General features: G+C 60.5%; 28 protein-coding genes and 2 pseudogenes. 2 read left to right on the plus strand and 28 right to left on the minus strand.

What is annotated here, in order from left to right; all coding sequences use genetic code 11:
• Positions 1-51: 51 nt before the first annotated feature.
• The 4 genes from JJB74_RS16370 to JJB74_RS16385 are packed head-to-tail and all read right to left on the minus strand — an operon-like array spanning position 52 to position 2,460.
• Entirely contained in the window at positions 52-456 is a 405-nt protein-coding gene (locus tag JJB74_RS16370; RefSeq protein ID WP_200593398.1) for a hypothetical protein, read from the minus strand.
• Between the two features lie 3 nt (positions 457-459).
• Complete coding sequence (locus JJB74_RS16375) at positions 460-801, minus strand: hypothetical protein (protein WP_200593401.1); 342 nt, start codon at positions 799-801, stop codon at positions 460-462.
• A gap of 27 nt (positions 802-828) precedes the next feature.
• Entirely contained in the window at positions 829-1,857 is a 1,029-nt protein-coding gene (locus JJB74_RS16380) for a hypothetical protein (protein ID WP_200593403.1), read from the minus strand.
• Between the two features lie 9 nt (positions 1,858-1,866).
• On the minus strand, positions 1,867-2,460 hold the full coding sequence (locus JJB74_RS16385) for a hypothetical protein (protein ID WP_200593405.1): 594 nt from the start codon (positions 2,458-2,460) through the stop codon (positions 1,867-1,869).
• Between the two features lie 280 nt (positions 2,461-2,740).
• On the opposite strand from JJB74_RS16385, the gene JJB74_RS16390 reads away from it, so the two are divergent.
• Entirely contained in the window at positions 2,741-3,643 is a 903-nt protein-coding gene (locus JJB74_RS16390) for an HNH endonuclease (RefSeq protein WP_200593407.1), read from the plus strand.
• A gap of 241 nt (positions 3,644-3,884) precedes the next feature.
• Positions 3,885-6,275: a penicillin acylase family protein gene (locus tag JJB74_RS16395; protein ID WP_200593409.1), complete on the plus strand. Its 2,391-nt coding sequence runs from the start codon at positions 3,885-3,887 to the stop codon at positions 6,273-6,275.
• 172 nt (positions 6,276-6,447) lie between these two features.
• Here JJB74_RS16395 and JJB74_RS16400 read toward each other — a convergent pair whose 3' ends face one another.
• From JJB74_RS16400 to JJB74_RS16505, 24 genes and pseudogenes are all read right to left on the minus strand, one after another.
• On the minus strand, positions 6,448-6,774 hold the full coding sequence (locus tag JJB74_RS16400; RefSeq protein ID WP_200593411.1) for a hypothetical protein: 327 nt from the start codon (positions 6,772-6,774) through the stop codon (positions 6,448-6,450).
• A gap of 116 nt (positions 6,775-6,890) precedes the next feature.
• Complete coding sequence (locus tag JJB74_RS16405; protein ID WP_200593413.1) at positions 6,891-7,190, minus strand: hypothetical protein; 300 nt, start codon at positions 7,188-7,190, stop codon at positions 6,891-6,893.
• A gap of 156 nt (positions 7,191-7,346) precedes the next feature.
• Positions 7,347-7,739, minus strand: coding sequence for a hypothetical protein (locus tag JJB74_RS16410; protein WP_200593415.1), 393 nt, complete (start codon positions 7,737-7,739; stop codon positions 7,347-7,349).
• A gap of 32 nt (positions 7,740-7,771) precedes the next feature.
• Positions 7,772-8,140 carry a hypothetical protein gene (locus JJB74_RS16415; protein ID WP_200593417.1) on the minus strand — a complete coding sequence of 123 codons (369 nt, stop codon included), beginning with the start codon at positions 8,138-8,140 and terminating at the stop codon, positions 7,772-7,774.
• Between the two features lie 204 nt (positions 8,141-8,344).
• Positions 8,345-9,271, minus strand: coding sequence for a hypothetical protein (locus JJB74_RS16420; RefSeq protein WP_200593418.1), 927 nt, complete (start codon positions 9,269-9,271; stop codon positions 8,345-8,347).
• Between the two features lie 12 nt (positions 9,272-9,283).
• Complete coding sequence (locus JJB74_RS16425; protein WP_200593420.1) at positions 9,284-9,745, minus strand: hypothetical protein; 462 nt, start codon at positions 9,743-9,745, stop codon at positions 9,284-9,286.
• Between the two features lie 335 nt (positions 9,746-10,080).
• Positions 10,081-10,212, minus strand: a complete 132-nt coding sequence (locus tag JJB74_RS33680) for a hypothetical protein (RefSeq protein WP_267913161.1) — start codon at positions 10,210-10,212, stop codon at positions 10,081-10,083.
• Positions 10,213-10,225: 13 nt separating this feature from the next.
• Positions 10,226-10,741 (minus strand): hypothetical protein, encoded by a 516-nt coding sequence (locus JJB74_RS16430; RefSeq protein WP_200593422.1) that lies wholly within the window; start codon positions 10,739-10,741, stop codon positions 10,226-10,228.
• Between the two features lie 168 nt (positions 10,742-10,909).
• Positions 10,910-12,466, minus strand: a complete 1,557-nt coding sequence (locus tag JJB74_RS16435) for a methyl-accepting chemotaxis protein (protein ID WP_200593424.1) — start codon at positions 12,464-12,466, stop codon at positions 10,910-10,912.
• Between the two features lie 45 nt (positions 12,467-12,511).
• The gene (locus tag JJB74_RS16440; protein ID WP_200593483.1) at positions 12,512-12,946 is read right to left on the minus strand and encodes a chemotaxis protein CheW; all 435 of its coding nucleotides are present in this window, start codon (positions 12,944-12,946) and stop codon (positions 12,512-12,514) included.
• 383 nt (positions 12,947-13,329) lie between these two features.
• Entirely contained in the window at positions 13,330-13,965 is a 636-nt protein-coding gene (locus JJB74_RS16445; protein WP_200593426.1) for an RES family NAD+ phosphorylase, read from the minus strand.
• Entirely contained in the window at positions 13,962-14,840 is an 879-nt protein-coding gene (locus tag JJB74_RS16450; RefSeq protein ID WP_200593428.1) for a hypothetical protein, read from the minus strand. The genes JJB74_RS16445 and JJB74_RS16450 overlap by 4 nt, the downstream gene beginning before the upstream one ends.
• A 201-nt stretch (positions 14,841-15,041) precedes the next feature.
• On the minus strand, positions 15,042-15,755 hold the full coding sequence (locus JJB74_RS16455; protein ID WP_234484219.1) for a hypothetical protein: 714 nt from the start codon (positions 15,753-15,755) through the stop codon (positions 15,042-15,044).
• Between the two features lie 177 nt (positions 15,756-15,932).
• Positions 15,933-16,493, minus strand: coding sequence for a hypothetical protein (locus JJB74_RS16460; protein ID WP_200593432.1), 561 nt, complete (start codon positions 16,491-16,493; stop codon positions 15,933-15,935).
• A gap of 242 nt (positions 16,494-16,735) precedes the next feature.
• Entirely contained in the window at positions 16,736-17,284 is a 549-nt protein-coding gene (locus JJB74_RS16465) for a hypothetical protein (RefSeq protein ID WP_200593434.1), read from the minus strand.
• 209 nt (positions 17,285-17,493) lie between these two features.
• Complete coding sequence (locus JJB74_RS16470; protein WP_200593436.1) at positions 17,494-18,402, minus strand: hypothetical protein; 909 nt, start codon at positions 18,400-18,402, stop codon at positions 17,494-17,496.
• Between the two features lie 126 nt (positions 18,403-18,528).
• On the minus strand, positions 18,529-18,969 hold the full coding sequence (locus tag JJB74_RS33300) for a hypothetical protein (RefSeq protein WP_234484220.1): 441 nt from the start codon (positions 18,967-18,969) through the stop codon (positions 18,529-18,531).
• Positions 18,966-19,205, minus strand: a complete 240-nt coding sequence (locus tag JJB74_RS16480; protein ID WP_200593438.1) for a hypothetical protein — start codon at positions 19,203-19,205, stop codon at positions 18,966-18,968. The genes JJB74_RS33300 and JJB74_RS16480 overlap by 4 nt, the downstream gene beginning before the upstream one ends.
• Positions 19,206-19,357: 152 nt before the next feature.
• Positions 19,358-20,914, minus strand: coding sequence for a hypothetical protein (locus tag JJB74_RS16485; protein WP_200593440.1), 1,557 nt, complete (start codon positions 20,912-20,914; stop codon positions 19,358-19,360).
• 142 nt (positions 20,915-21,056) lie between these two features.
• Entirely contained in the window at positions 21,057-21,869 is an 813-nt protein-coding gene (locus JJB74_RS16490; protein ID WP_200593442.1) for a hypothetical protein, read from the minus strand.
• Between the two features lie 264 nt (positions 21,870-22,133).
• A complete protein-coding gene (locus JJB74_RS16495; protein WP_234484221.1) occupies positions 22,134-22,490 on the minus strand; it encodes a TM2 domain-containing protein in 357 nt (118 codons plus the stop codon).
• Between the two features lie 59 nt (positions 22,491-22,549).
• Positions 22,550-23,089 (minus strand): type II secretion system major pseudopilin GspG, encoded by a 540-nt coding sequence (gene gspG, locus JJB74_RS34185; protein WP_407672360.1) that lies wholly within the window; start codon positions 23,087-23,089, stop codon positions 22,550-22,552.
• Positions 23,090-23,140: 51 nt separating this feature from the next.
• A pseudogene (locus JJB74_RS33310) lies at positions 23,141-23,368 on the minus strand (NINE protein); the annotation flags it as partial.
• Positions 23,369-23,393: 25 nt separating this feature from the next.
• A pseudogene (locus tag JJB74_RS16505) lies at positions 23,394-23,513 on the minus strand (IS5/IS1182 family transposase); the annotation flags it as partial.

Below are 23,513 nucleotides of genomic sequence, written 5' to 3' on the forward strand. Positions count from 1 at the left end.
CGTGAAGGTATGGCGGCGGGTACGGCTTCACAACGACCATCATCCGCACCATCACAGTTGCGGCGGCCGGCCCGTGACGACGTAGGCGATCAGCTTTTCCAGGCGCGTGGGCGTCTCAATCCAGCCAACAGGCGCGTCGTCGATCGCAGTGTTATGGGTGCTCAGCCACTGGCGCATCAGCGTGTCCTCCGGGAATTTTAAGCGTAGCGCGTCGAACAGTTCGACAAGCAGTGTGGAACGCTTCCAGCGCTCCTCTTCGCTGCGCCGAAGCTGGAACTCCCCGGTCAGCACTCGCGCGGCGACGCTGTTTTGCAGGTTGAGCAAAGCGCCCACCGTCATTGCGGTCAGGCCCATGCTGACTGATGCGCGACTCAATTTCGCGGAGAGGTCCGCGGCCTCCTGACGCTTATGGGTAGGCGCCGTCTCGCCGGCGGGGTAGGTAGATGCTGATGCCATTTGTTATTCGTCCTCATCGACTGTTTTTATTACTGAATGACCGTGCAGGCGCTTGATAGTTCGCTCGCGCTTGGCGGCGTCCTGCGCGCACTCCTGGCTACAGAAAAGACTTGGCATGATCTTCGTCGTCACGTTACGCCCTTCTGCGAAGGCAGCGGCCACCTCTGCGGCGGTCAGCGCTACCTCGAATTCCTCCACTGGCGTGCCGCATCCATTCAGGCAGGTGCCGTCTGCATTGCGCAGCGACAGGCCGTATTCGCGCGCGGCCGCGTTGAGCTGCTTGGCGATCTGGGAGTCGAGGATTTCCTGTGCGCGCTGACAGGCATAATCGGCTTCATCGGGCATGGTCGTCGTCTCCGCGGCAGCGTTCCGTCAGCTTACGAGATAGCCGCTGGTGGAAAGGGCCATGTCGTGCTGAAGTTTGGTGATGCAGGCCTCGGACTGCGTATCCTTGAAGCGGTCCATCGAGGCGATCAACTGGCGCGGCCAACGGTTTTGCTGCGATTGGTGGTTGACCAGGTCGGCCAGAAGCGTCAGCGTGCCGGCATCCCACCACACGTCCGACGGCACGCTGACGGAAACGAGTTTGCGGCGAAGGCGGGCGAGGAGCTTGTGCGACAGCGCAGCGGACCGGGTATCGACGCAACTGTTGCGCACGACCGTAAAGAAGTGATGCGCGCTGCCGCCCTTGGGAAGTTTCGCCATGCACTTCTTATGCATGGCCATCAGCAGAAAGGCGAGCTGCAACCGCTCGGCCCAGCCCCACGAAATGTGGGGCGGCGCGAAGGCAACGATTGGCGAGATATGGTACGCGTCTTCGGCGAGCAAGCCGGCGCGGTAGTAGGCGATTTGCATGATGGAATACAGGCGCATCCATTCCCACGGCCGTAATCGCGTATCCAGCTCGGGATTGCGGCAGAGGGCTGCCACGTCCCCTAGATTTCTGCCGTCCTTGATGCGGTTTGCAGCGCTCGAAATCATCATCAGGTTCTGCGGCGTATAGCCGCCATCGTTGATGATGCGGTCCACCGACCAGTCGCTTCCGCCGAGCGTGCCGACGGTGAGCGGCACGCGCGTAATCGGGCAGTGGGATGAACAGATGCTGTGCAAAAATTGAGGCGTGACGGCATCGTCGAAGACGCGCCGGCGCAAAAGGGCATTGAAGCGGATCTGCAGCCACTTGCGCACGAAAAGGTCCGTGTCGATGGTGCCGCGCCGGAAATGCTGCGCGCCCTCGGCATGGCCGCGCAGCACGCACGCCTCCTCATCGCTGGGTGGACGCATGCCGTACGCCGCGTAATCCCAGCCGAGGTTGTAGCCGATATGCTCAAAGGACAGGCGCTCGGGCGCGGGCTCGGCAACGGCCTGCGGGATGGGTTTGTCAGTGAGCACGGCGGCCATGATGTTCCCCTATCTAAGCATGCGGTCCTGCGCCGATTGCCGTGAGACCACATACAGCGGCGCGTTTGCAGACGGCATGAACATGGCCAAGCGGAATTCCCCATTCGCATCAACATAGCCCACGCGCACCGAATGCTGCTGGCCGCGTGCGCGCATGAAGGCGGCAGTAGCGCGCCCTTCGCAGGATTGCTCGGGAACGGCCGCGGAAAGTTGCCGGCCAAGGCGCTCGGATTCCCAGACGTTGTTCTGGCGCAGGTAGCGGAATAGTTCGACCTGTCCCGGCGCTTCCCGAGGGTCGCGCACCGCCAGATCCGGCTGGGCATAGCCGCCGATCCACGCGCACTGCCCCGGCATCTCGATGAAGAACACGCGCTTGAATACCCGGTCGATCTCGCCGTTGCGACTTGCCGTCAGCGTGGCGGTGTACGCATGCACGCCGGAGGTAGTCATTCCGACCTCATGGCAATCGGATGCCTCGAAGTGCAGCTCGCCGCAGCCATGCGTTACCCCGCTGCCGACGGCGCCGTGTCCGGAGACGCTGCCACCTTGGCGGCTGAAGAAGCGCAGCATTTTTGCGCGGAATTCGCAGGGGCGGTTTTGCATGTCTGACACCAATCGAAGTCCGCGCTTGAGCGTTTTACACGCCGGCTCGCGCCGCGCACGGGATGGCATCGATTATTGAGCAGCAGGCATCCACCGGATTTTCGAATGGACGCAAGTTTTTCGCGGATTTCGCGAATACCGAAGGCGGCCATGAGTTGGGACACGCCTTTGCAACTGTCGCCGGAAAAACTACGCGGTCGGATCAAATCAAGATCGGCGCGGCGATACAGATATAAGATAGGCAACTTTAGCGTCCCTCACTGTCCACCGGAGACGAACCATGGATCGCACGGTCAAGCACTGGAAAGACGTACCGAAGCTGCACAAACTGCCCCTTCTTGCGATTAACGTGAAGAACGACACGCAAGAGCGTCTGGATAAGAACGAGCCGCTTTTCAAGCAGGGCAAGGCTGGGGATTGGCATCTGCCGGCGGAGGTGATCGCCTCCCCGAAGGATACGTTCGTCATGCTTTTCTACGGAGTCAGGCTGCGCGACAAGCTGAAGGAAAACCGCAGCATCATCTATGTCGGAAAGATCACACGGATCAAGGAATGCGAATCCGCGGGAAGACGGCCGCGCTACGTCATCTCCATCGAAAAGCCCTGGCAGAAAGTCGCGATGACGGATGTGAATTTCAAACAGTTCATGGAGGGCTTCGTCTTCAGCCCGCAAAGCGCCACGCACTGGATCGACGGCAGGCTCGCCTCGTCGGTGCCGCAACTGCGCGGCGCGGAAGTAAGGCAAATGGCGCGCGAGGGACAAGCAAGCGTAGAAGCAGTTGTGCTGCGACGCATGGGCCATCACCAGTACGCCCGAGAGGTCAAGGATAAGTGGGACAATCGCTGTGCGTTGACCGGCGCTGATTCCGGCCACTTGCTGGAAGCAGCGCATCTCATCCCATGGGATCACTCCGGCAGTGGCGACAATGTCAACGCCAACAATGGGTTGTGCTTGTGCTCCCATTTGCACAGGATGCTCGACAGATTTCAGATAGCCTTCGATGGCAACGGCCGCCTGCACATGGACCGTCGACTCAGCACAGAGACGCGTGATGTGCTGCTCGCCTCCGGTCATATCAAGCTGCGCGAAACGAATCACCAAGCGGAGCTGCGGAAATTTTTGGACAAGCACTTTGCCAATGCGAAGCTGGAGAACCCGGATCTTCGCCTTGTGCGCCGCTAAGCAAGTACTTGAACCTTCCCGCCGACCGTTGCTATGCCCGCCACACCCGCAGATGCGGTACAAGGGTGTTCCGTCAATCCGAACATTTGCGCCGACCGTCCGGGGCACATGCAAATTTTTTCCCTTTTTCTTCCCTGAACACGCCAAAGATTGTATTTTCGCTATGCGGTTTTGAGTTTTAAAATCGCTACGCTGTTATGTCGCCACGCGGCATCCCTATACATAATTTTTGGAGAATCATGTGTTCGATCTTTCGAAGCATCGCTACGGCTCCATCCTTTCCAAACTCACCCACCGCACATCCGTCTTCGCCGCTGCGCTTGCATTGACCGCCTGCCATGGGGGTGGGGATGGCAGCGGCAGCACCATCCCTGCCGTTGCGGCAGATACTGCACACCAATTCAAGGTGACCCGCACCACGGAAGGCATGGCGCAGATCACGGCGCCGAACCTCGCCGCAGCCTCAGCAGGCCTCGGCTACTCGTACGCGCAGGACAACTTCTGCCTGCTGCAGGATTACCTCCTGACCGTCAACGGAGAACGCTCGAAGTACCTGGGTCCTACTGCCACGGTACTTACCCAAGTCGCGCACGTGCAGACCAAGAACCTCGAGAGTGACTTCTTCTACAAGTTTTATGTGGACGCGGCCAGCGCTGACGCGCTGTATGCGAAGGTCGACCAGGCATCCACGGACATGATTGCCGGCTATGTCGCCGGCGTGAACCGCTATTTTCAGGAGACGGGTGCGGACAAGGTTGACGCGACCTGCCGCGGAAAGCCGTGGCTGCGTGCCATGACCCTGACCGACATGCACAAGGTGCTGGTCGACAAGGCGATTTTGTCCAGCGGCGCGAACTTCATCGAGCCTATCGCCGGCGCACAGCCGCCTGCCGCGGCTACTGCGGCGCTGGCAACGAAGATCAAGCTGGCTGGCGCAACGCCGGCATCCCTTGGCCTGCCGCCGCCGCCGATCGCCAGCAACGGCTGGGCGTTCGGGCGCGACAAGGTCGAAGGCGGCGGCGCTGTGCTGATGGGTAATCCTCATTTCCCGTGGGTAACGACGAACCGTTTCTTTGAGGCGCGCATGACCGTTCCCGGTCTTTACGACGTCACCGGCGTGGCGCTGGGCGGCCTGCCGATCATGAGCATTGGCTACAACAAGTCCTTCTCCTGGTCGCACACGATCTCCACCGGCAAGCGCTTCACGCTTTACGAGCTGGCGCTGAAGTCGGGCGATCCCCGCACCTATATCGTCGACGGCGTCGAAAAGCCGATGACTCCGGTCGATGTACCGGTCGACGTGCTCAGCAACGGCGCGGTGACGACGCAGACCCGGCGCCTGTACAAGACCGATTTCGGCGCGATGCTGGTCATTCCGACTGCCGGCCTGTCCTGGTCCGCGACCCGCGCCTATGCGCTGTCCGATGTGAACCTGACCAATAACCGCTTCCTGCCGACGTGGCTAAAGCTCGGACAGGCCACCACGGTGCGCGAGGCACAATCCGTCCTATCGCAGACCCTTGGCATTCCGTGGGTGAACACCATTGCGGCCGATTCCACCGGCGAGGTGCTATACGCGGACATCACGCCGGTACCGAACATCGACACGCCGGACCTGACGCGTTGCGCGCCATCGCCGCAGGCGGCTGCTCTGCTCAATATCGCGGGTCTGGTAGTGCTCAATGGCTCGACGGCGCAGTGCAAATGGACAGTCGATCCGACCACGCCGGTGCCGGGCGTGATCCCGGCCTCGAAGCTGGCCTCGGCGGTGCGCACCGATTTCGTCTCCAACGAAAACGACAGCTACTGGCTTGCGAACCCGGCTATCACCTGGCCGACCTTCTCGCCAATGCTCGGTCCGGTGAATGTGGCCCAGCGCCCGCGCACCCGTGCCGCGCTTACCACGTTTCAGCGCCGCTTCGCCGGCACCGACGGCTTGCCGGGAAATCTGATGAGTGCGGACAAGCTGCAGACGATCTGGTACCGCAACGAGAACTACATGTCCAGCATCGTGCTCGACGACTTGCTTGCGCTGTGCGCGTCGAACCCGACGGTCACGCTTGCCAGCGGCACCACGGTTTCGACCGCTGCTGCCTGCACAGCGCTGTCGGCATGGGACAGGCGCAGCAATCAGGAGTCCAAGGGCGCGCATGTCTTCCGCGAGTTCTGGCGCAGCGCTAGCACCGTCGCGAACGTGTACGCGGTGCCGTTCTCGGCAAGCGATCCTGTCAATACGCCGCGTGGCCTGAACACGGGAGACGCGACAGCGAAGGCTGCGATACTGCAGGCGTTCGGCAAGGCGATCGACACCTTCCAGACCGCCGGTGTCGCGATGGATGCGACGCTTGGATCGATACAGTATGTGACGGTCAACGGCCAGCAAATTCCCTACAGCGCAGGTGAGGAATTCGAAGGAACACCCAACAAACAGGAGTCCTACGGCTTCGTCAACGGCCACTACGAGCCGCTGCTAGGTAGCAGCTATGTGCAGTTCGTCAATCTCGCCCCGTCCGGCACCACGGTTCAGGGCATCCTTACCTATTCACAGAGCACCGATCCGTCCTCGCCGTACTTCGGCAACCAGGTAAAGACCTACTCGGCCAAGCAACTTTACACACTGCCTACGCCGTAGTCCTGCCGGAAATGCGCCGCGCGCCGCGGTGTCCAATGGCCGGCGCTGTCCAATGCCGTTGGACGGTATCGCCGGCTGGACGAAGCTGCTTGTGACTTCATCAGGCAAAAAAAATGCGCCCCTCCCGAATTCGGAAGGGGCGCAGTCGTTTTGCAGGTCGCACTTGCCTATCTCATGCAGTCGGCGTGGCGAACTTGACCAGCTTTTCATGCAGCTGCGCGAACTGTGTGCAGATCTGCGCAGGCGGTGTTTGCTTGACCGTAGGGCGGCTTGCCGGCGACTGCTGGAATTCCCAGTGGACGTCGACGTGCACATGGCCGCATTTCTTGTCGCAGATTGCTTCGCGCCGCCACGTCTGCCCTGCCCCGCCTTCCGGCGAAAAGATCAGCGCAACGTGACGCCAGTCGCGGTCGTCGGAAACAACGATCAGCTCGTACGGCGCCGGCCCGGTTGACTGCGCGGCGGGTTGAAGCTGCTGCGGTTTGGTGATGGCGTTCATTTTGTAGGCTCCAAAGAAAAACGCGGCATCACGGCCGCGTCTCATGAAAATTGAAAAGCCCCGGGGATCCGGGGCTTGTGGGGATTGAGGTTTGCCGCGCTTGGCGGCGGGAATGGCTATACGTAGACGAACTGGCATTTGGCCGGTGTGACGGCCAGAATCGCGGCCACGATAGCGTCCCACGTTACCTTTCGGCTCGGCTTGGCGACGGTGACTTTCATGCGCCATTGCATGCAGCCCTGGGCTTCCCAGTCGATGAATTCGGGAGGCGTGGTTTGCACTTCACAGTGCCCGACTTTTTCAAGCGTGGCGCGCAGCGTCTTGATGCGTCCGTCGAGATGGAGCAGCAGCCCATCCTTGTCCAGCGGCAGGCGCCGCGAGTCGGCAATGTGCATCATGGTCAGAACGCGAGGCATGTTCGGTTACTCCTTTTGCTAGGTACGGCAGCTGGCAACAGCGCGCTATTCTGCGGACTCCACGCGCGCCGGTGCCGGCAATTGCATCGGTATTTTTTGCCGCATTACACTGGCGAATGGCGGTGACACCCCGCCAAGCATGCCGCCCGGTGAGCGCTACGCGGCTTCGGCAAGCCGCAATTCGCGCGCCGGACAAACGACTTCCTCGACGTACCGAATGCGCAGGGCTGTGCGCTCCTCTTGCGGCAGGGATCGAAAATGCGCCAGCGCATGCGGGCCCGGAAAAACGTAATCCGCGACAGTCTGGGCTTCCAGGTACAGGAAGTCCGTCAAGCCATAGATGATTTCTCCCGCAGCACGCGCCTTGGCAATCTCCTCGCCCCGCACACGCTCGGCGACGTCGCGCTTTTCAAAATACTGGGTTTCGAAACCGTCGTCGTAGACTTCGATCGGAACGCCGTTGGAAAGCGCGGCCTCGATGCGCGTACGGACCAGGCGGTAGCGGATACCGGGGATGCGGTGAAAGTAGGTTTGCACGACGAAATTCATGGGGACTCCTTTCGGTTGATCGGGGCCACCGCTTATGCTTCGTCGACCTGGACGCGGTCGACCAGCACCTTGTCGTAGCTGACGATGGCGGCATCGAGCGCCTGGCTGCAGCCGACGTACTCGACGCCGTGCTTGCGCAGCAGTTCGAGCAGCGTTTCATCGGCAAAGCCATCGTGGGAATCGAGGTCGCCGATGTTCAGGTCGCAGCAGCTGAAATCCCACACGTCGCGGCCCTTATCGGTACTGGCAACCCACTCGGTCACCGCAGCCTTCAGGGCTTCGACGGCGTCGGAAGGCTGTTTTTCGGTGCGAAGGCGCAGCATGCAAAGGTTTTCAACCTCGCCTTGGCCATTGCGCAGGAATACGAGCGTCAGAACGGAATCGTTGGTCGGGGAATGCATGGTCGGTCCTTGTCGGAAGCGGCAGGGTTGCTGCCGCATGGTGGATGCGCTGCCCATAGTGGCCACAGCGGTGTCTTTCCGTGCCGCGTCGCGGCTGGGGAAATCGACTGGACTGCATTCCGATGCCGGCGGCATGAAAACACAGGTGCGAAAGGAAAGCGGGGCGCAGACGCGCCCCGCGAGGTAGTCGGAGATGGAGTGATGTCAGGTGGTGAGCGAACTGCCCGTCCTCACCGCTTTGGCGATGATTTCTGCTTGCAGCCGCGCCACAGAGGCCAAGTCGGTGCCGGCAAGCTCGAAATCCCAGTCCACGGGCGTATAGGCGCGCAACGCGACGCATCCGGTGTCGGTCGCATCGGCGCAGGCCACGGTCAGCTCGGCTGCGGGATAGCGCTGCTGCACGATGTCGAGTTCTCGTGCAAATTCTGCAAGCACCTTCTGGAACAGTTCGGAGGGCCAGTAGTGGCCGCCGTTGCGAAGGTCAATCGCCGCCCTGGCATTGCCTCTCCAGTGGGGCAGCGCGATTTCGTGCATCACGCCCAGCGTGCTTCCGTACCCGGCAAGGTAGGACATGCCAGCCACAGGGCCGAGGAAGCGGCGCGGATCGTTCGACTTCGGCGCGGCCGCGTCGGGAAACATCTCGCGCAGGTACAGCGCCACATCGAAGCCTTCGACGAAGAAGGTGCGGTCACTGTTCCAGCGGCCCTCTGTATCGGTCAGGCGCACCGGCCGCGCAATCTGGGCGGTGACGATAGGCGCCTGCATCGGCATCGCATCAGGGTCGTGCACCACGAAGGTGTCCTCGAAGGAATAGGCGGCATCGTGTGCAACGGGCTCGCAGCGAATGAACTCCACGCCGCTGGTATGCAGCGCGGCGACAAGTGCCGCATCGCTGAAGGCGTCGTGTGCGACAAGTTCGCCGATCGTCACGTTGCCAAGCGCTGCTTCCCATACGCGGCGCCCGCAAGGCGTGGTGGCAACCCAGCTCGTGACCGCAGACCTGATTGCCTTGAAGGCTACATCGTGTCCATGTGCGGTGCGAACGACCAGCAGCACAATGCCGCGAACCTCCGTGCGCTCGATGCGGCAGAAGGCCAGCGTAAGCACAGGCTTGGTGATGGTGTTTTTCATGGTTCCTCCGCGTTATGCAGGTACGGCAAAGGCGTCCGCGTCGGTCCATGGAAGATTCACGCGCGCCGCGGTGGCCTGGCGAAGACGCGCCGGCATGGTAGGCGCTGGCAGTTGGACCTTCTCGGGGTCCACCAGCACGCGATCGATCGCGATGTTCGGCTCGTCGTAGGTACCGTGGCAGGCTTCGAAGTCGATGCCGTGATTGCGCATGCAGGCGCGCAGCAGGGCATCGTCAAACACGTCCGTTGCAGCCAGGTCGGAGATGAAGATCGCGCCGCCGCATTCCTGCCACAGCGCGCGGCCCTCTTCGGTGCTGGCAATCCATTCGGTGAGCGCGGCAGACAATGCGCGGGTGGTCTCTTCCATGCTGGCCAGTTCGGTGCGCACAATCAGCAGACAGCTTCTGGCGACATTCCGGCTGCCCTGCTCGGTGAAGACGATGAACATCGTCGGCTTTTGTTCGGTGGGTTTCATGACCGGTGCTCCTTTCTGGTGCCGGGAGTGCCGCACATGGCGGGCATCGGCAACGATTGGGAAAGGGTCAACGCGCAGGCTGCGCAATCGACCGGATTCGATTTCTGCCGGGACCGGCAGGAAAAGAAACCGAGCGGGGGGCTCGCTGATGCAGTCGCGCATGGGCGAGCCGGTGTGTGGAGGTCAGACAGGTGATTCTGCCGCGTGGCGACGATTCGAGCATAGTCCACTCCACCGTTGATTTCAAGAAAATATCCCGTAAAACCCGACTGGCCGACTGCTCCGTTTTCTACGCAACGCGGCATGGTGCCAAGCCGCACCTGTTCTTCATTCGCCTACGACCGGAGCGCGCCCACGGCCGACTGCGGCGGCTGTCCGGTGGCGATCCAGCGCACCAGGTCCGGCCCGATCTCGTACGCAAAGAAAAGGACCGTCGCCAGCACGCCGAACGCAAGCATGGATCGCATGGCGAGTCCTCGATCAGCCTGCGGCTGGCGGCGCAGGATCCTGCGCGCCGGTATCCTTCGGCGGGCAGGCGTTCTTGCCACCGATGCCCAGGCGCTTGCAGAGCGCGCCGTAGAGCTGCGCGCCCGGCGAGCGGGACAGCACTTCCCGCTGCAGTTCATACGCATGCAGGTTGCGCAGTAGCTCGCGCTGCTGCTCGATCTCCCGCCGGTGCATCGCGAGCTCGTCCTGCAGATGCGCGATGGTCTGCTGGTTTTTCAGGTGATTGTTGACCAGTTCGCCGACCAGGCTGTTGGCGCCCGAGTCCATGGCCACTTCGATGTTTTCGGTGGTGATGCCGCGCATGGCGCGAATGCAGGCGGTAAGGCGGCGTGCATTCGCGCTGCGAATCGTCGCGTCACCGAACAGCACGCCGATCTGCACGCCGGCGCTGTTGTACAGATATTCGCCATCGCTGCGCCATTCGCCGGTAGTGACATCGCTGGGCGGCGCCGGGAGCGGATGTAGGGCGGGTTGGTTCTGATGCGTCATCGCTTTCCTCGCAGTTTCACGAAGGAAATTGTATTCCGCGGTTCAGTTGCTGCGGCTGGCGAAACGCGCTGTAAAAGCGGCGGTACTTGCGCGGCGCTTTTGAAATGCAAACGGCGGAACCGACAGGCTCCGCCGTTCCCGTTACAGCACTACCGGCGCGGCTGTCGCTCAGGCTCCATCGGGCGTTTTGAAGAAGCCCACTTCGTTGGCCAGGTGCGCTGCTTGGGCCTGCAGGCTCTCGGCGGCCGCAGCCGCCTCTTCGACCAGCGCGGCGTTCTGCTGCGTGACTTGGTCCATCTGTCCGATGACGGTATTGACCTGATCGATGCCGGCGCTCTGCTCCTGCGTAGCGGCCATGATCTCGGCCATGATGTCGGTGACCCGCTTCACGCTCTCGACGATTTCGTCCATCGTCGTGCCGGCCTGGTTGACCAGCTTGCTGCCGGCGTCGACCTTCTCTACCGAGGTGTTGATCAGCTCCTTGATTTCCTTGGCGGCTGCGGCACTGCGTTGCGCGAGAGTGCGCACCTCGGTGGCAACCACGGCGAAGCCGCGGCCCTGCTCGCCGGCGCGCGCCGCTTCCACTGCTGCGTTCAACGCAAGGATATTCGTCTGGAAGGCAATGCCGTCGATGACGCCGATGATATCGGCGATCTTGCGGGCAGAATGGTTGATGGAGTTCATCGTGGTGACGACTTCGGACACCACCTTGCCGCCCTTGACTGCCACATCCGATGCCGACACAGCCAGCGTATTTGCTTGCCGGGCGTTGTCGGCGGTCTGTCGAACCGTGGAGGTGAGTTCCTCCATCGAGGATGCGGTCTCTTCGAGCGAGGCCGCCTGTTCTTCGGTACGCGAGGACAGATTGAGGTTGCCTTGGGCGATCTCGCTGGAACGGTTCGCCACTTCGCGCGCGCTGGCCTGCACGCCGGAGACAACGCGCAAGAGGCCGGCGTTCATTGCGCGCAAGCCGCCCATGAGCCGTGCGACTTCATCGCGGCCACGGTCGTCGATGCGCGTGGTCAGGTCGCCGTCGGCGATGCTGCCGGTGACGGCCACGGCGATGTGCAATGAGCGGGTGATGCTGCGGGTAATCAGCGCGGCGCACACGATGGCGAATGCGGCCAGAAGAATCGTCAAGCCAACCAGCAACTTAAGGCCGGTCTGGTATGCCTCGTTGATCTGCTGTGCGTACTGGTCCATCTCCTTGCGCTGGTACTGCACCATTTCGCGCAAGCCCTCCTCGTATTTCGTCGAAGACGGAACGTAGCGCTCTTCCAGAATCCGGTTCGAGCCCTCGATATCGCCGTCGTTCTTGAGTTTGATGGCATCGTTGCGGGACTTCAAATATTCTTTGCGCAGCTCCAGGATGTGGGCGTAGACCGCCTTTTCCTGTGGCGAGATCAGCACGGCCTCCAGCTTCTTTTGAATCTCGTCGTTGCTGCGGGTGACCTCGGCGGCATCCTTGGCGAAGTACTGCGCCAGCGACAGGTCGCTGCTCTTGATGATCGCGTTCGTGCGGCGCACCGAGCCGAAGGTATTGCGGTACATGTCGGCGGCAAGCCGCTCCTTGGCGATTGGCTTTTCCATCATCTGGCGCGTTGCATCCGCCACAGTCTTGAGCTGTGCGATGCCGACCAGGACAGCGACGATGGCCAGCAGCAGGACGATGCCGAAGCCAAAGATCAACCGGGTGCTGATTTTTACGTTGGAAAGCACTTTCATTGCAGGAGTCCTTGGAGGGTCGAGATGAAACGGTGTGGGGCGGGCTTAGTCGATGAGGCCGAAGTCGGCGGCCGATACCATGGCGTCGATGTCGATCAAGATCAGCAGGCGCTCGGCGATGGCGCCCAGGCCGATCAGGTATTCGGTGTCGATGGCCGAGCCCATGTCGGGAGCCGGCTTGATCTGTTCCGGGGCGAGCGTGGTGACATCCGACACGCTATCGACGACGATGCCGGTCACGCGGCCATTGATGGACAGGATGATGACGACGGTGAAATTGTTGTAGACCGGCGTGCCGATTTTGAGCTTGATGCGCAGGTCGACAATCGGCACGATCACGCCGCGCAGGTTCATCACGCCCAAGATGTGCGCCGGCGCGCTGGCGATGCGGGTGACAGCCTCAAAGCCCCTGATTTCCTGCACCTTCAGGATATCGATGCCGTATTCCTCTTTGCCGAGCCGGAAAGCGAGGTACTCCATCACCGCCTTGTTCGGCTGAGCGGGCAGTGCTTTGTCGGTGGCGTTCGTCACATCTGGTCCTTGTTTAATTACTTGGATTTCCACTCGGCAATTATGTTTGCCGATGGATCGATGTGGCATTCCAATGCGTCGGAAAAAGCGGAACGATTCGTTGGCTTAAAGAAATGATGAGGCCTGCGTGAAGCGGCCTGCATGGCGATGCGTACCTGATGTGCAGTCGGAAGAAGATCGTGTGGCAGCGGCGCGAACGAGACGCGCGGTGGGCCTGCGCTTCGCGCGAATGCACAGGCCACCTCTGCCTGCGCGCATCAAGGCAAACCCCGGCGTGCGCCAGTAATCCTCTAGGCTGTTTGGCTAATGCCAAAGGCCGGCAGTGCAGCCCGTTAGAAAGCGCTGGGACCAGGTGGTGTGACGGTAATACGGTACCGGCTCAGCGTCATTGCAAGCTCATTCCATCGCGCCATTGGCGTGCTGGCGCGTTTGAGGATCTTCGGCGCGGCGCGATCGAACAAGGCGATTGCCGGGTGGCCGGTGAACCGCGATCGGTAGTAGATGCCGTCGACGCCGTCCTTGTGAGAGTGGACAGCAAGGCTCCACAGGTTAGGGACGTCATACGGGTAGGCCGTCGTAATGGAGTTGTCGGCACGGCACTGGACCAATCCCTCGACAAAATCGACAAGCCTGAGCTCCTGCACCACTTCAAGTCGCGCCACGGAGCGCGAAGTGATCGCGGCCTGCGGGAGGCATACATCCTCGTTCCCGGGTATCCGCGAGGGCAAATCGCGCAACACCGTTTCGGCGAAACACACGGCAAATTCCTCCGCGCAGTACAAGACGCCGAACTCCCCAGCCGGCGCATCAAAACGATAACGAACGTCATCCACTCCGGCGGGAGGCCGGTTGAAGTAGATCGGGTCCTTATCGCTACGGTGCGAGCGCAACAAGATGCTTCCCGCATCCACCTTCTTTACCGGCAGCGGAATACTGTCGAAGTTTGAGGGCGGCTGCGGACAGGTCATCCTTCCTCTCCGAGCATCGTGGAGATGTAAGCGCTGGCCGCACGCACCACCTTTTCGATATCCACGCCCGGGTCGGCAATGACTTCCTTGGGCGCAAGCCCGTCAAGCCTGTAGTTCGGCTGCGTCATGAACGCATGGATTGCCCAACAGTCCTGATACCGCTCCTTGAATGGCGCCAGCACGCGCGCCAACCGCGTAGTCGGCACGTCCAACTGCCATCGCGGGTAACGGTGACCGCGCTGTCGCGACGGCTCGAGCAACGCATACAGGCGAGCGCTCTTGCGCGCATCGTTGACTGCCTGCTCACTCATGCCACTGACGTTCGCCGCTTCCGAAAGGCTCAGATTTTCGGCTGCATCCGCCATCTGTCTTTCAACGTACTGGCGGCCACGCGACAGGCTCTCGCGCATTTGATGGCTAGGAAACTCCTCTTCCTTGCTTTGCGCCTGCACGGACTCCGCAGCAGACGGCGCATACGAGTACATCCTGAGCGGTGCTACAAGACTGCCGAACACCACATCTGCGGCCAAATCAAGTCCCGCACGCTCGATCTCTTCCCTTTTCTGGGGGTCCTGAAGGAGCACGGAAAGCTCTGCAAATAGACGATCCGCGACGTTCCTGTAGAGCAAGCCGATCTTTTTATCCGGCTTTTCGCGCGTCTGTGCCACCGGGACCAGGACTACATACTCGCCAACGGCAAGGGACTCCGCGGACTGCGCATCGACTGCGATTGCCTCGTGACGCTCGTCGGCCTCAACATCTGAAGCTGAGATAAGTTGCAATTTGCGTTCAGAATGGGCGCGAGATTTAGACTCAGCAAGGCTCCGCTCTAACACCATAAGCACGGGCCGGTTGTTGTCTTGCTGGGTATCCATAGCTATCTCCTGTATCTGAACTAACTAAATTACATAAAGTTCATAAACCTATTATGGCCTCATCCAGCCGATAGTCAAGAAGCTGGAACCCGGCGAATTTTGTTTCCGAGCAGACGGATCGATTGGCTTTGCCCGGGATATGGACGAAAAAAAAGCCGCCCGGAAGGCGGCCTTTACGCAAGGCAACATACGCCGAAGCGTTTATGCGTTGTGTTGCTGGCTACTGCGGTTGTTCGCCACGTCGTCGGCGCAAATGAAGACAAGCAGTGCATGCGCATCCACGGCTGCCCATCCGGCTTCCAAACTCTCTTTGGCATGGTAGAACATCATCTCTGCGACCTGCAGCGTCAGCTCGTCGTCTTCTATGTGCTCGCCATCGTCGGGCCGGTATCCGACATTCTCCTCGTACCAATCGTTCTGCTGATCGCGCGTCATGTGCGCCGCGTCACGGATCATTTGGAATGGCGTCACTTGCGGCTTGAATGCTTCGATGGCGCGGCAGATTTCGACGAAATCCTCTGAATCGAGAAGATCACGCAGATGGCTTATTTCGTGATCGTAGAGGCCCAGCGAGAACCGCATTCGTTCAGAGAACTCGCGATCGGCCGCTTCCTTGAAATCAATCCAGATCCGCAAGTACTGGCCGTTTGGCAGGAGCTTGTCGAAGGACGGGCAGGCGTCGTTGTGCCAGGAAGCGTCCTCAAAGCCTTCGGGCAGGGACACGCCAAGGTCGCCGAAGCCCGGAAACTCCCGCTGATACAGCGGCATGTCCGGCTCGGTTGCGGCACTTGCGCAGGTAGAGGCCACATACTCGCGGTCGCGGTAGCCGCATCCCGGTGCAATACCGTAGCAGGCGATATCGAGGTCCTTGTGCCAGTCGGGCGCAAGGCCGCACTGGCGCGCATGTTCGGCCAAGGCGCTGTTGAGCGCAGCGCGCGCCACTGTCCGTAGTGTCGTAGCCGTCGAAGTTGAAAGGGCCGGCCTCAAGCACGGCGCGGTAGAGTGTTGCGCAAACGGGTTGGTTATTTGTCATGGCGATCTCGAAAAGAAAAGGCCGCGTGAAGCGGCCAAGGTGTTTGCAATCTCGGTGTGTCAGAGATCCGGGTAGACCAGCTTGCCGTGGATATCGATGGCTGGCCCCAGCAGCGATTCGTCAGCGCCGTATCGGGCCATCTCGATATCGGCAAATGTGGCCGGAATGCCGTCGCCTTCGTTGTCGAACACCAGCAGCTGCTGGCCGGTGGAGGGGTCGTCGATGCGGTAGACCATCACGCCGCCGCTGTTGTATTCCTCGAACCCGAGATCGAGCAGAAATTCCTTCGGGTCCTGATGCAAGCGATCAGGGTCGCTTGCAACCGCGCGCAAGACGCTCGCCTTGATGGCTTGCAGGTCTTCGAAGCACTGCACCTGCGTGCGCTCGTAATGCAGGTTGTGCCGGCGCAGCATTCGCGCATGGTTCTCGGTCATACCATAGAAATACGGCTCGGCGCCGAAGCGGCCGCATTCGGAAACGGTCGGGTCGTGGATGGCCATGCCGTTTTTCTGCAGCAGGAGAGCGACGCGCTCGGCCCCTTGGTGCGTGTAGGCGAGCTGCTCGAACGTCATATTGGGATAGGCAGCGGAAAGAAGCTGCTGGAGTTGGTTGGTGTCCATGTTGACCTCGGAATGCCGTGTTTCGGCGTTGGGAAAAGCATGCGGGAAGCATTTCGGAGCGCAACTCCGAAATGCGTCTTGACCACTCAACGCATAGCAAAGTGCGTCGCAATCCTTGCGCGGTCGTTTGGAGACGAAGCTTGATTGGGGGATTCGTCAGAAAGACGGTGCGTCAAACCATTAAGACAGCCGCAACCGCCATAGATCGAAAAAGGCATGTGGCGCTGAGCGTCCGGGGCTGTTCAGGTGTTTGCGTCTAATGCTCTGCCATTGATGTCGATTGCGTTGCCCAGCTGCTCGCCATCCTGGTTGAAGCGGCATATCGCAATGTCGGCAAAGGTTTGCGGTACACCCGTGAGTTTGCTATCGGAAACGAGCAAATAATGGCCTGTTGCAGGATCGTCGATCCGGTAAGTGGTCTTGCCGTCGCGCTCGATTTCTTCAAGCCCGAGGTCAAGCAGGAAGTCCTTGGGGTTCTTCTGCAGGAGAGTGGGATCGACGGCGACCGGGCGCAGGATCTGAGCTTGGATCGCCAACATATCCGCGATGCCGTGGACCTGCGTACGCTCGTAATGCAGGTTACGCCGACGCAGCATGCGCGCATGCAGTTCCTTCAAACCGAAAAAGGGAGGAACGTCCGGCCCGAATGATGTCGGGTCAAGGATAGCCTTATCCCGGTGTATGAGAAAAATCGCGCAGCGTTCCTCGCCGTCATGCATATAGGCATGACGTTCGAACTTCAGATCGGGATAGGCAAGTTCCAGGAGACGGTACAGGTTGTCGTCTTGCATGATCCGAACTCTCTTGCGAGGCAATTCCGCGAGCGGTTTTTGTAGCCGCCAAAGCCATTCAGCAAATTCTATAAGTGCTCCGAGCGGCCCGAGGCGATATTGCTCAATGCTTAACGCATGTGCACGCAGCAGGTCCCTACCTTCTTCTGGCGAAAAGGGAGGACCGCCTAAGCGGTCCTCATGGTTATGGAAAGTGGCTTGCGGGGGCGCTATGCCGGTTGCGACTGGCCTGACTCTTCGCGCTGCGAGCGTACGAAGGCGTCGACGCCGGCGCGGTTACGCTGCGCCGCAGCCCGGATATGGCAAGCGCGATCGGCGGACGGCAGGCTGAAAAAAGCCGGACCATGCGGCCAGTCATACGCGTATTGCATTTCGACGTCTTCGAGCGTAATGCCCTCGGCTTCGAGAAGTTCGTCCTCGATCTCGCTGTAGGTCGCGCCGGATCCGGCGATGGCGCCATTTGCCGAACCTTCGGCATGGATATCGACGATCACGCCTTCATCGGTGCGCACCACATGCACGGCTGCGGAGTCCACGGAAATCCAGCAGGACTTCGCCTCCGGCTTCAGCACGTAATCAGACCCGGATTCGGCGGCCGGATGCGGTGACAGTACTTGCGGCTCGTTGGCGACTTCCTGGACCTGCATCGAGTATTCGGCCACCTGCGCCGAGCTCGATCCCGTAAGCATGCCGTTTTCGATTCCTTGGGCGGCTAGCCGCTCGAGCATTTCGGCCAAGCGCTTCGGATTAGTGCCGTTGACGTAGTAGCTCACGTCAAGCGTCAGGCGCATCCGCATCGTCGGCAGCTCGTCGGACAGCTTTCCTTCATACGAATAACGCAACGAGTCGCCCTCCGCATCTGTTGGCTCTTCCTGGTCGAGGTAAATCTGCCGGACCGGATCGAAAACGTGAAACTCGAAGTCCTCCAGCACCTCGACGCCGTTTTTCTCGTGAAAAGCTTCCAGCGCTGCCCATGCGGCAAGGCCGTCCGAAACGTCCCTTTGGACAGTAACTTCATACGTCCCGGGAATTTCTCGATCGTCCTCGTCGAGGTCCTCCCGCGGCACGACTGCGACGGCATGGATCTGCAGGGTTTTCACTTCGGTTGCTTTGTTCATGGTGCACTCCTTCAATGGTGCCGCGATGCGGCGTTGGGAAAAGGAGGCGCTGGCGAAGCATTCCCATGCGCTGCATGGAAATGCCTCTGGGAGGCATGGTCGGCGCCACGATGGCGCGGTTGCGGTCTAGCGAACGTAGCCGCAGGCGCGGCTGTATTCGATGTTTCCCGGGCCGACGTAGATGAGCTCCACGTCGTCGGCCAGGCACTGCCCGCCGGCAAAGTCGAAGCGCTCCCCTGCTTCGATCGCCTTGAGGTTGGTGAGCGTTTTTCGGAACAACACGAAGCCCCAGCGTTCCCCTTCTCGCATCGAGAAGCGCGGAAACTGAATGGCGCGCTTGAACCGAATCACGGCGTGCAGCTTATCGCGGTCCTGCTGCTCGTCAGCGGGATCGACGATACGCAATTCCGTCACCTCGGCCAGCGGCAGGCATTGCTGCTTGCGCCCGCCGTAGTAGACGAAAGTCTCGCCGTCGACGATCCAACCGCGACGCGAGACGCCATCGACGTTGGCGCGTGCCGGCGTGCCGGTTGCTTCAAGTTGCATGTAGCGGTACAGGGCTTTCATTGGGCGTCCTCCGCGATCCGGCTGGTTATGCAGTCTCCGATCAAACCGAGGCGGCTCAGCGTCAGGAACGCGCCGGCGCGGCCGGTGCCGAGAAATTCGCCGACTTCGCGCAGCGAAGCGCCCTTCTCGTACAACCGGCCTGCTTCGAGTTGGGTGCGCCAGGCGAGGTAGCCGGCATCGTTGCAGCCTTCGGACTGGCTTGTGGTGGAAGATGCTGCTTGCTCTTGGGTGCTCATGACGTTCTCCTTGGTCGTGCCGCAGCGCGGCGTGGTAAAGGCGTCATTGAAGGCATTCGGACGCGGCCACGGTAGGCGGCGTTCGAATGCCCCGAAGGGCATCCGTACTACTTGGAAGAAAACGTCCCGCGATGCTGCTACGGGACGGCGTTTCAGGCGACGTTTTGCTGATTGCCGAGCTGCGCGATCGCCAGCCGGGCATAGGCAAGGGCGCCATGCTTGACCCGCAACGGATAGCCGAAATTGGAGCTAGGGTTGCGCAGCCAGTACTTGGCCGCACTACCCTGCTTGCTCTCCACGATTTGCGTATAGCCTTCGCTGATCAGATCGTCGATGTACTTGCGCACGGTGACGATTTCCCCACGGGTACCACGACGGCATTCGACCGATTCCACCTGCTTGACGATCTCCTCGGCTTCCCGCTTGGCACGGGTATCCTCAGCGACCGCTTTGCGCTCGGTTTCATACGCCTCGCGGCTTTCCTTGTTGAAGCCGCAGAACAGGAAAATCGCCTCCTTGCGTTGCGCGGCCTTGAGCCCCAGCGTCTTCAGGCCAACTTCGCGATGTAGCACGCGCTTGGTTGTCTGATTGCGGTCGTCCGGCGTATCGAACAGTTCCAGCAGCATGCCGATTTCCCGCTTTTCCACCGCATCAGCCAGGCGCCGCGGGTAATCGAACGCCCGCGGACCGCTGCTCGCCTCTGCCATTGCCAGCTCATACTCGGCGTGACGGCGGGTCATCTGACCCTTGGCAAGCTCGCCCTGAACGCGATCGACCGTCATCTTCCTGCGTGCATCCACCAGGGCCGTATGCAGCGCCTTGGCAAGTGCCGGAAGCTCCGGGTCGGCTTCGGCTGCCGGCATCGCAGGAACCTGCTTTGCCTTCAGGATGCCGTGCGCGTAGAGAAAGTCGTCCATCACCACGTAGTTCGGGTCCGCATCCGGCAGTTGCTGCATGAGCCGAAGGAATCCATCCGCGTTCTGCTGGTTCAGTTCGATCTTCTCGCAGTGCAGGACCGCGCAGAGTTGCCGCAGCTTATCCACCGGCATCTGTCCGCGCAGGTGAGGCACGCGCAGCAGGACGCCGAACCAGTCACCGACGCCATAGCCGCCACGCTTGTCGTTGTCGCTGTCGCGATAGTCACCAAGGATCCATTCGGGAACGTGCTTGCCGGCCGCCAGAGCGTAGGCAACATGGATCTCATGGCGGCAGTTGGTGTCGCCGGCGCCATCGTATGACGGCCCGTTGTGACCCCAGCCGAAGCGTTGGAAGAACAGTGCGTTGCAGTAGCCTTCGACACGCGCCTCGCGGGGCTGGCCGTTGACCTCGTACTCGATGCGCTCGCTACGCTGATCCACCGTGAAGCACGGGAAAACGTTGTAAGCCGCGCTGCCGATCGCAACAACAGCCTCCCAGCTGCTGCGCGTCATCTCGTGCGGGCTATAGACCACGTCGCCGGGCTTGACATAGAAAAGCTCGACTTCGCGCATCATCGCTTCCATGATGGTTTTCGCACTTCCGGGCTGCTCGATACCGATTGCGCCATAGCTGTTGCGGCGCACCGTCATCGGCTGGTTATGGTGCAACACCTTCACTTCACCTTTCTTGGCCAGCGTGCCCCATTCATCGCGCCGGTTGAGTGCAGCAAGCACGTCGCCCAACGTCGATTTGATCCGCTCGGTACCGTTTTCGAAAATGATTTTGTACATCTGCTTCTCCTAGTCGTTGCCGCGGTGCGGCGTTGAAAAAAGGAGGAACTCGTGTGGAGCATTGCGCTGCGGTGCAGGGCAATGCCCGTTAGGGGCATTGGCGGCTCTCGGGAGAACCGCATGTGTGTGGCGTGGGATGAACTCAGTCCAGAAGGCTGGCCAGATCAAACGCGGCTTGCTGGCCGGCTGCGATCGACGTCACCGCGCCGGAGGCCGGCTGGAACTGCACCGCGCTGTCGGCGTCGCCGATTTTCTGCGGGGCGGTGCCCTCGGTGTAGTACTCAATCTCACCGCGCACGTAGATGCGATGTCCGTAGATCGTGGCCTCTTCCGCGTACCGGATCGGCCGGAAATCACGGTCGGTGAACAGGTGGACGCGATGCGGGTTGAAGCTGATCTCGATGCCGGAAAATTCCGGATGCTCGGCTTCGTGTAGCACACCGTCGACAGACGCCATCGGGTGTTTCGAGTCGAGGCCGGAAGCGATCTTGTGGCGGCCGCTCTGGCTGACATTGAAGAACGCGCCTCGCAGGGTGACATGCTTGCGGTACGCGAGCACGCTGCCATTGAAGAAGCCACGGTTGTTGCGGTAGCCGTCGCTGCGATTGCCGGCATGGATGGTCTGCACCAGCACACCACGGCTCTTGAACACGTTCAGGTTCAGGCGCACGCCGACCAGTTCGCCAGGATGCACCTGCAGATCCTTCGCCATGATTTTGGCTGCGGCGCGGTCAGCCCGCAGCGCAGCGTCTATCGTGTCGTCGGACTGCATCGCGATTGTGCGGCTTTGATAGAGGGCGCTGTGGCGCGCGTCAGCGAGCTTCATGGCGCGGCCTCGTGCACTGAATGGGAATTGCTCATCGATTTCTCCTTGTGGCGTTTCCGGCAGTCGCCGGAAGTGACAGGAATTGCCGGGGTCCGGCAATACAAGGAATTGAGCATCGCGCTCATCCATGCCAAGCGCAGGGATCAGCGGATTGGAATTTGCGAGGAAGAGTCAACCTGCCGCGTAGCGGCTCAACAAGAATACACCTTTTGCCGCTGCAGTCACACGAAAATGTTTCCGGAGAACCAAGCCATGACATGCCTGACATGGTTGACTTGGCTGACATGCCTGACCTGGTTGACACAATCCTGAGCGCGGTCGTGAGGAAACGCTCTCATGTAGCCTCGTCGCAGATGCTGGAATATGGTCGCTTCAGCGATGTGGCGATGATAGTCAGAAGTCATATCCGGCAGAGATAGCCACCACGATAGCTGCTAGGAGCAGCATTGGCAGCACGATCAAGACGATCGGTAACCAGCGAGGCACGGGTTTCCCACGCTGGCCAGCGTTGTATCGATTGGCCCAGTCCTCGGGGCTCATGAACGCGAAGTGGAAAGACTCCAGCGACGCCAGAACGCCCGGCACGCCGGTCCAGCAGAACAGCAGGTACAGCACGCCGGCAACCGGCTGGCCAAGGTAGAAACGATGCAAGCCAAAGTCGCCAAGCAGAGCCGCGAGAAGCACCGCGCTTGTCTGGTCCTTCAGGCGATTGCGCTCAGCATCGGGGGAAGTGTCTGCTCCAGTATTCAAAAAGACCCCTACGCTATGTTGGTACGGTGATACCGGGGCCGGAAGTAGGAGCCACGCTTCTACTGATCCTGCCAGGATCCAATATCGGCGTCAAAGCCTGCGCCACCGGGCTGCCCATCAGCGCCTAACGAGAAGATGTCGATCTCCCCATGTATACCGGGAGACAAATACTGATAAGGCGTGCCCCACGGGTCGAGCGGGAGGCTTTCGATATATCCCCCCTCCTTCCAGTTTGTCGGTATCGGACCCGTCTCCGGACGGCGGACCAGCGCAACCAAACCCTGGTCTGTTGTCGGATACCGCCCGTTGTCCATTTCGTACATCTTCATAGCTGTCATCAGGATACCTATGTCCTGACCAGCGGCGATTACCTTCGCTTGGCTTTTGCGGCCACCGATCATGTCGGAAATCGTCGGCCGATACGTGGACGCATCCTTGCTGTAAATGGGAGCGACAGCGGTTTCGGCCGGCTTGCTCTTCACGGCGGGAACAACAATGGCCGCTACGATGCCAATCAAGATTACAGCAGGAATTACCGTAATCAGAACCAGCAGCGGTTTAGGCACGGGCTCGGTTACTCGTCCTTGGTTGTATTTCACCGCCCACGCACTGGGTGCCATGAATGCGTAGACCAATGTTTCGATGAGGGCGATCAGTGAAGGCAAGCCAGTCCAGCAAAATAGCAGGTAAAGCACGCCGCTAATCGTCTTGCCGAGGTAGAACCGATGTATGCCTATCCCGCCGAGAAAGGCTGCGAGCAAAACCGCAACCGTCTGACTTTTTGCGGGAGCCGGGTTCTGCAGCGCACCGCACTGAGGGCAGCTGATCGCGGATTCATGAACCTGATGGCCGCAAGCGCGGCAGAATGCCATTCCCATTTAGCGCTCCCTGAGCATTAAGAGCCTATTCCAGTAGGCCAATTGCACGCCAGGTAATAACAGCGCACGCCAAATGAAGAAACGCAAGATAGGTTTTCGCCAGCTTTTCCCAACGAATCAGAACGCGGCGGAATCGGTTCATCCA

The organism is Noviherbaspirillum pedocola (assembly GCF_016632335.1).
Lineage (GTDB): Bacteria > Pseudomonadota > Gammaproteobacteria > Burkholderiales > Burkholderiaceae_D > Noviherbaspirillum_A > Noviherbaspirillum_A pedocola.

Coding starts and splice junctions, on each gene's coding strand:
- JJB74_RS16460 (WP_200593432.1), bottom strand. CDS start 16,493: ATGGACACCAACCAACTCCAGCAGCTTCTTTCCGCTGCCTATCCCAAT.
- JJB74_RS16425 (WP_200593420.1), bottom strand. CDS start 9,745: ATGAAACCCACCGAACAAAAGCCGACGATGTTCATCGTCTTCACCGAG.
- JJB74_RS16410 (WP_200593415.1), bottom strand. CDS start 7,739: ATGAATTTCGTCGTGCAAACCTACTTTCACCGCATCCCCGGTATCCGC.
- JJB74_RS16400 (WP_200593411.1), bottom strand. CDS start 6,774: ATGAACGCCATCACCAAACCGCAGCAGCTTCAACCCGCCGCGCAGTCA.
- JJB74_RS16390 (WP_200593407.1), top strand. CDS start 2,741: ATGGATCGCACGGTCAAGCACTGGAAAGACGTACCGAAGCTGCACAAA.
- JJB74_RS16375 (WP_200593401.1), bottom strand. CDS start 801: ATGCCCGATGAAGCCGATTATGCCTGTCAGCGCGCACAGGAAATCCTC.
- JJB74_RS16385 (WP_200593405.1), bottom strand. CDS start 2,460: ATGCAAAACCGCCCCTGCGAATTCCGCGCAAAAATGCTGCGCTTCTTC.
- JJB74_RS16445 (WP_200593426.1), bottom strand. CDS start 13,965: ATGACCTGTCCGCAGCCGCCCTCAAACTTCGACAGTATTCCGCTGCCG.
- JJB74_RS16380 (WP_200593403.1), bottom strand. CDS start 1,857: ATGGCCGCCGTGCTCACTGACAAACCCATCCCGCAGGCCGTTGCCGAG.
- JJB74_RS16440 (WP_200593483.1), bottom strand. CDS start 12,946: ATGGAGTACCTCGCTTTCCGGCTCGGCAAAGAGGAATACGGCATCGAT.
- JJB74_RS33680 (WP_267913161.1), bottom strand. CDS start 10,212: ATGCGATCCATGCTTGCGTTCGGCGTGCTGGCGACGGTCCTTTTCTTT.
- JJB74_RS16405 (WP_200593413.1), bottom strand. CDS start 7,190: ATGCCTCGCGTTCTGACCATGATGCACATTGCCGACTCGCGGCGCCTG.
- JJB74_RS16470 (WP_200593436.1), bottom strand. CDS start 18,402: ATGAACAAAGCAACCGAAGTGAAAACCCTGCAGATCCATGCCGTCGCA.
- JJB74_RS16420 (WP_200593418.1), bottom strand. CDS start 9,271: ATGAAAAACACCATCACCAAGCCTGTGCTTACGCTGGCCTTCTGCCGC.
- JJB74_RS16485 (WP_200593440.1), bottom strand. CDS start 20,914: ATGTACAAAATCATTTTCGAAAACGGTACCGAGCGGATCAAATCGACG.
- JJB74_RS16490 (WP_200593442.1), bottom strand. CDS start 21,869: ATGGATGAGCGCGATGCTCAATTCCTTGTATTGCCGGACCCCGGCAAT.
- JJB74_RS16465 (WP_200593434.1), bottom strand. CDS start 17,284: ATGCAAGACGACAACCTGTACCGTCTCCTGGAACTTGCCTATCCCGAT.
- JJB74_RS16370 (WP_200593398.1), bottom strand. CDS start 456: ATGGCATCAGCATCTACCTACCCCGCCGGCGAGACGGCGCCTACCCAT.
- JJB74_RS33300 (WP_234484220.1), bottom strand. CDS start 18,969: ATGAAAGCCCTGTACCGCTACATGCAACTTGAAGCAACCGGCACGCCG.
- JJB74_RS16430 (WP_200593422.1), bottom strand. CDS start 10,741: ATGACGCATCAGAACCAACCCGCCCTACATCCGCTCCCGGCGCCGCCC.
- JJB74_RS16415 (WP_200593417.1), bottom strand. CDS start 8,140: ATGCATTCCCCGACCAACGATTCCGTTCTGACGCTCGTATTCCTGCGC.
- JJB74_RS16450 (WP_200593428.1), bottom strand. CDS start 14,840: ATGGATACCCAGCAAGACAACAACCGGCCCGTGCTTATGGTGTTAGAG.
- JJB74_RS16435 (WP_200593424.1), bottom strand. CDS start 12,466: ATGAAAGTGCTTTCCAACGTAAAAATCAGCACCCGGTTGATCTTTGGC.
- JJB74_RS16480 (WP_200593438.1), bottom strand. CDS start 19,205: ATGAGCACCCAAGAGCAAGCAGCATCTTCCACCACAAGCCAGTCCGAA.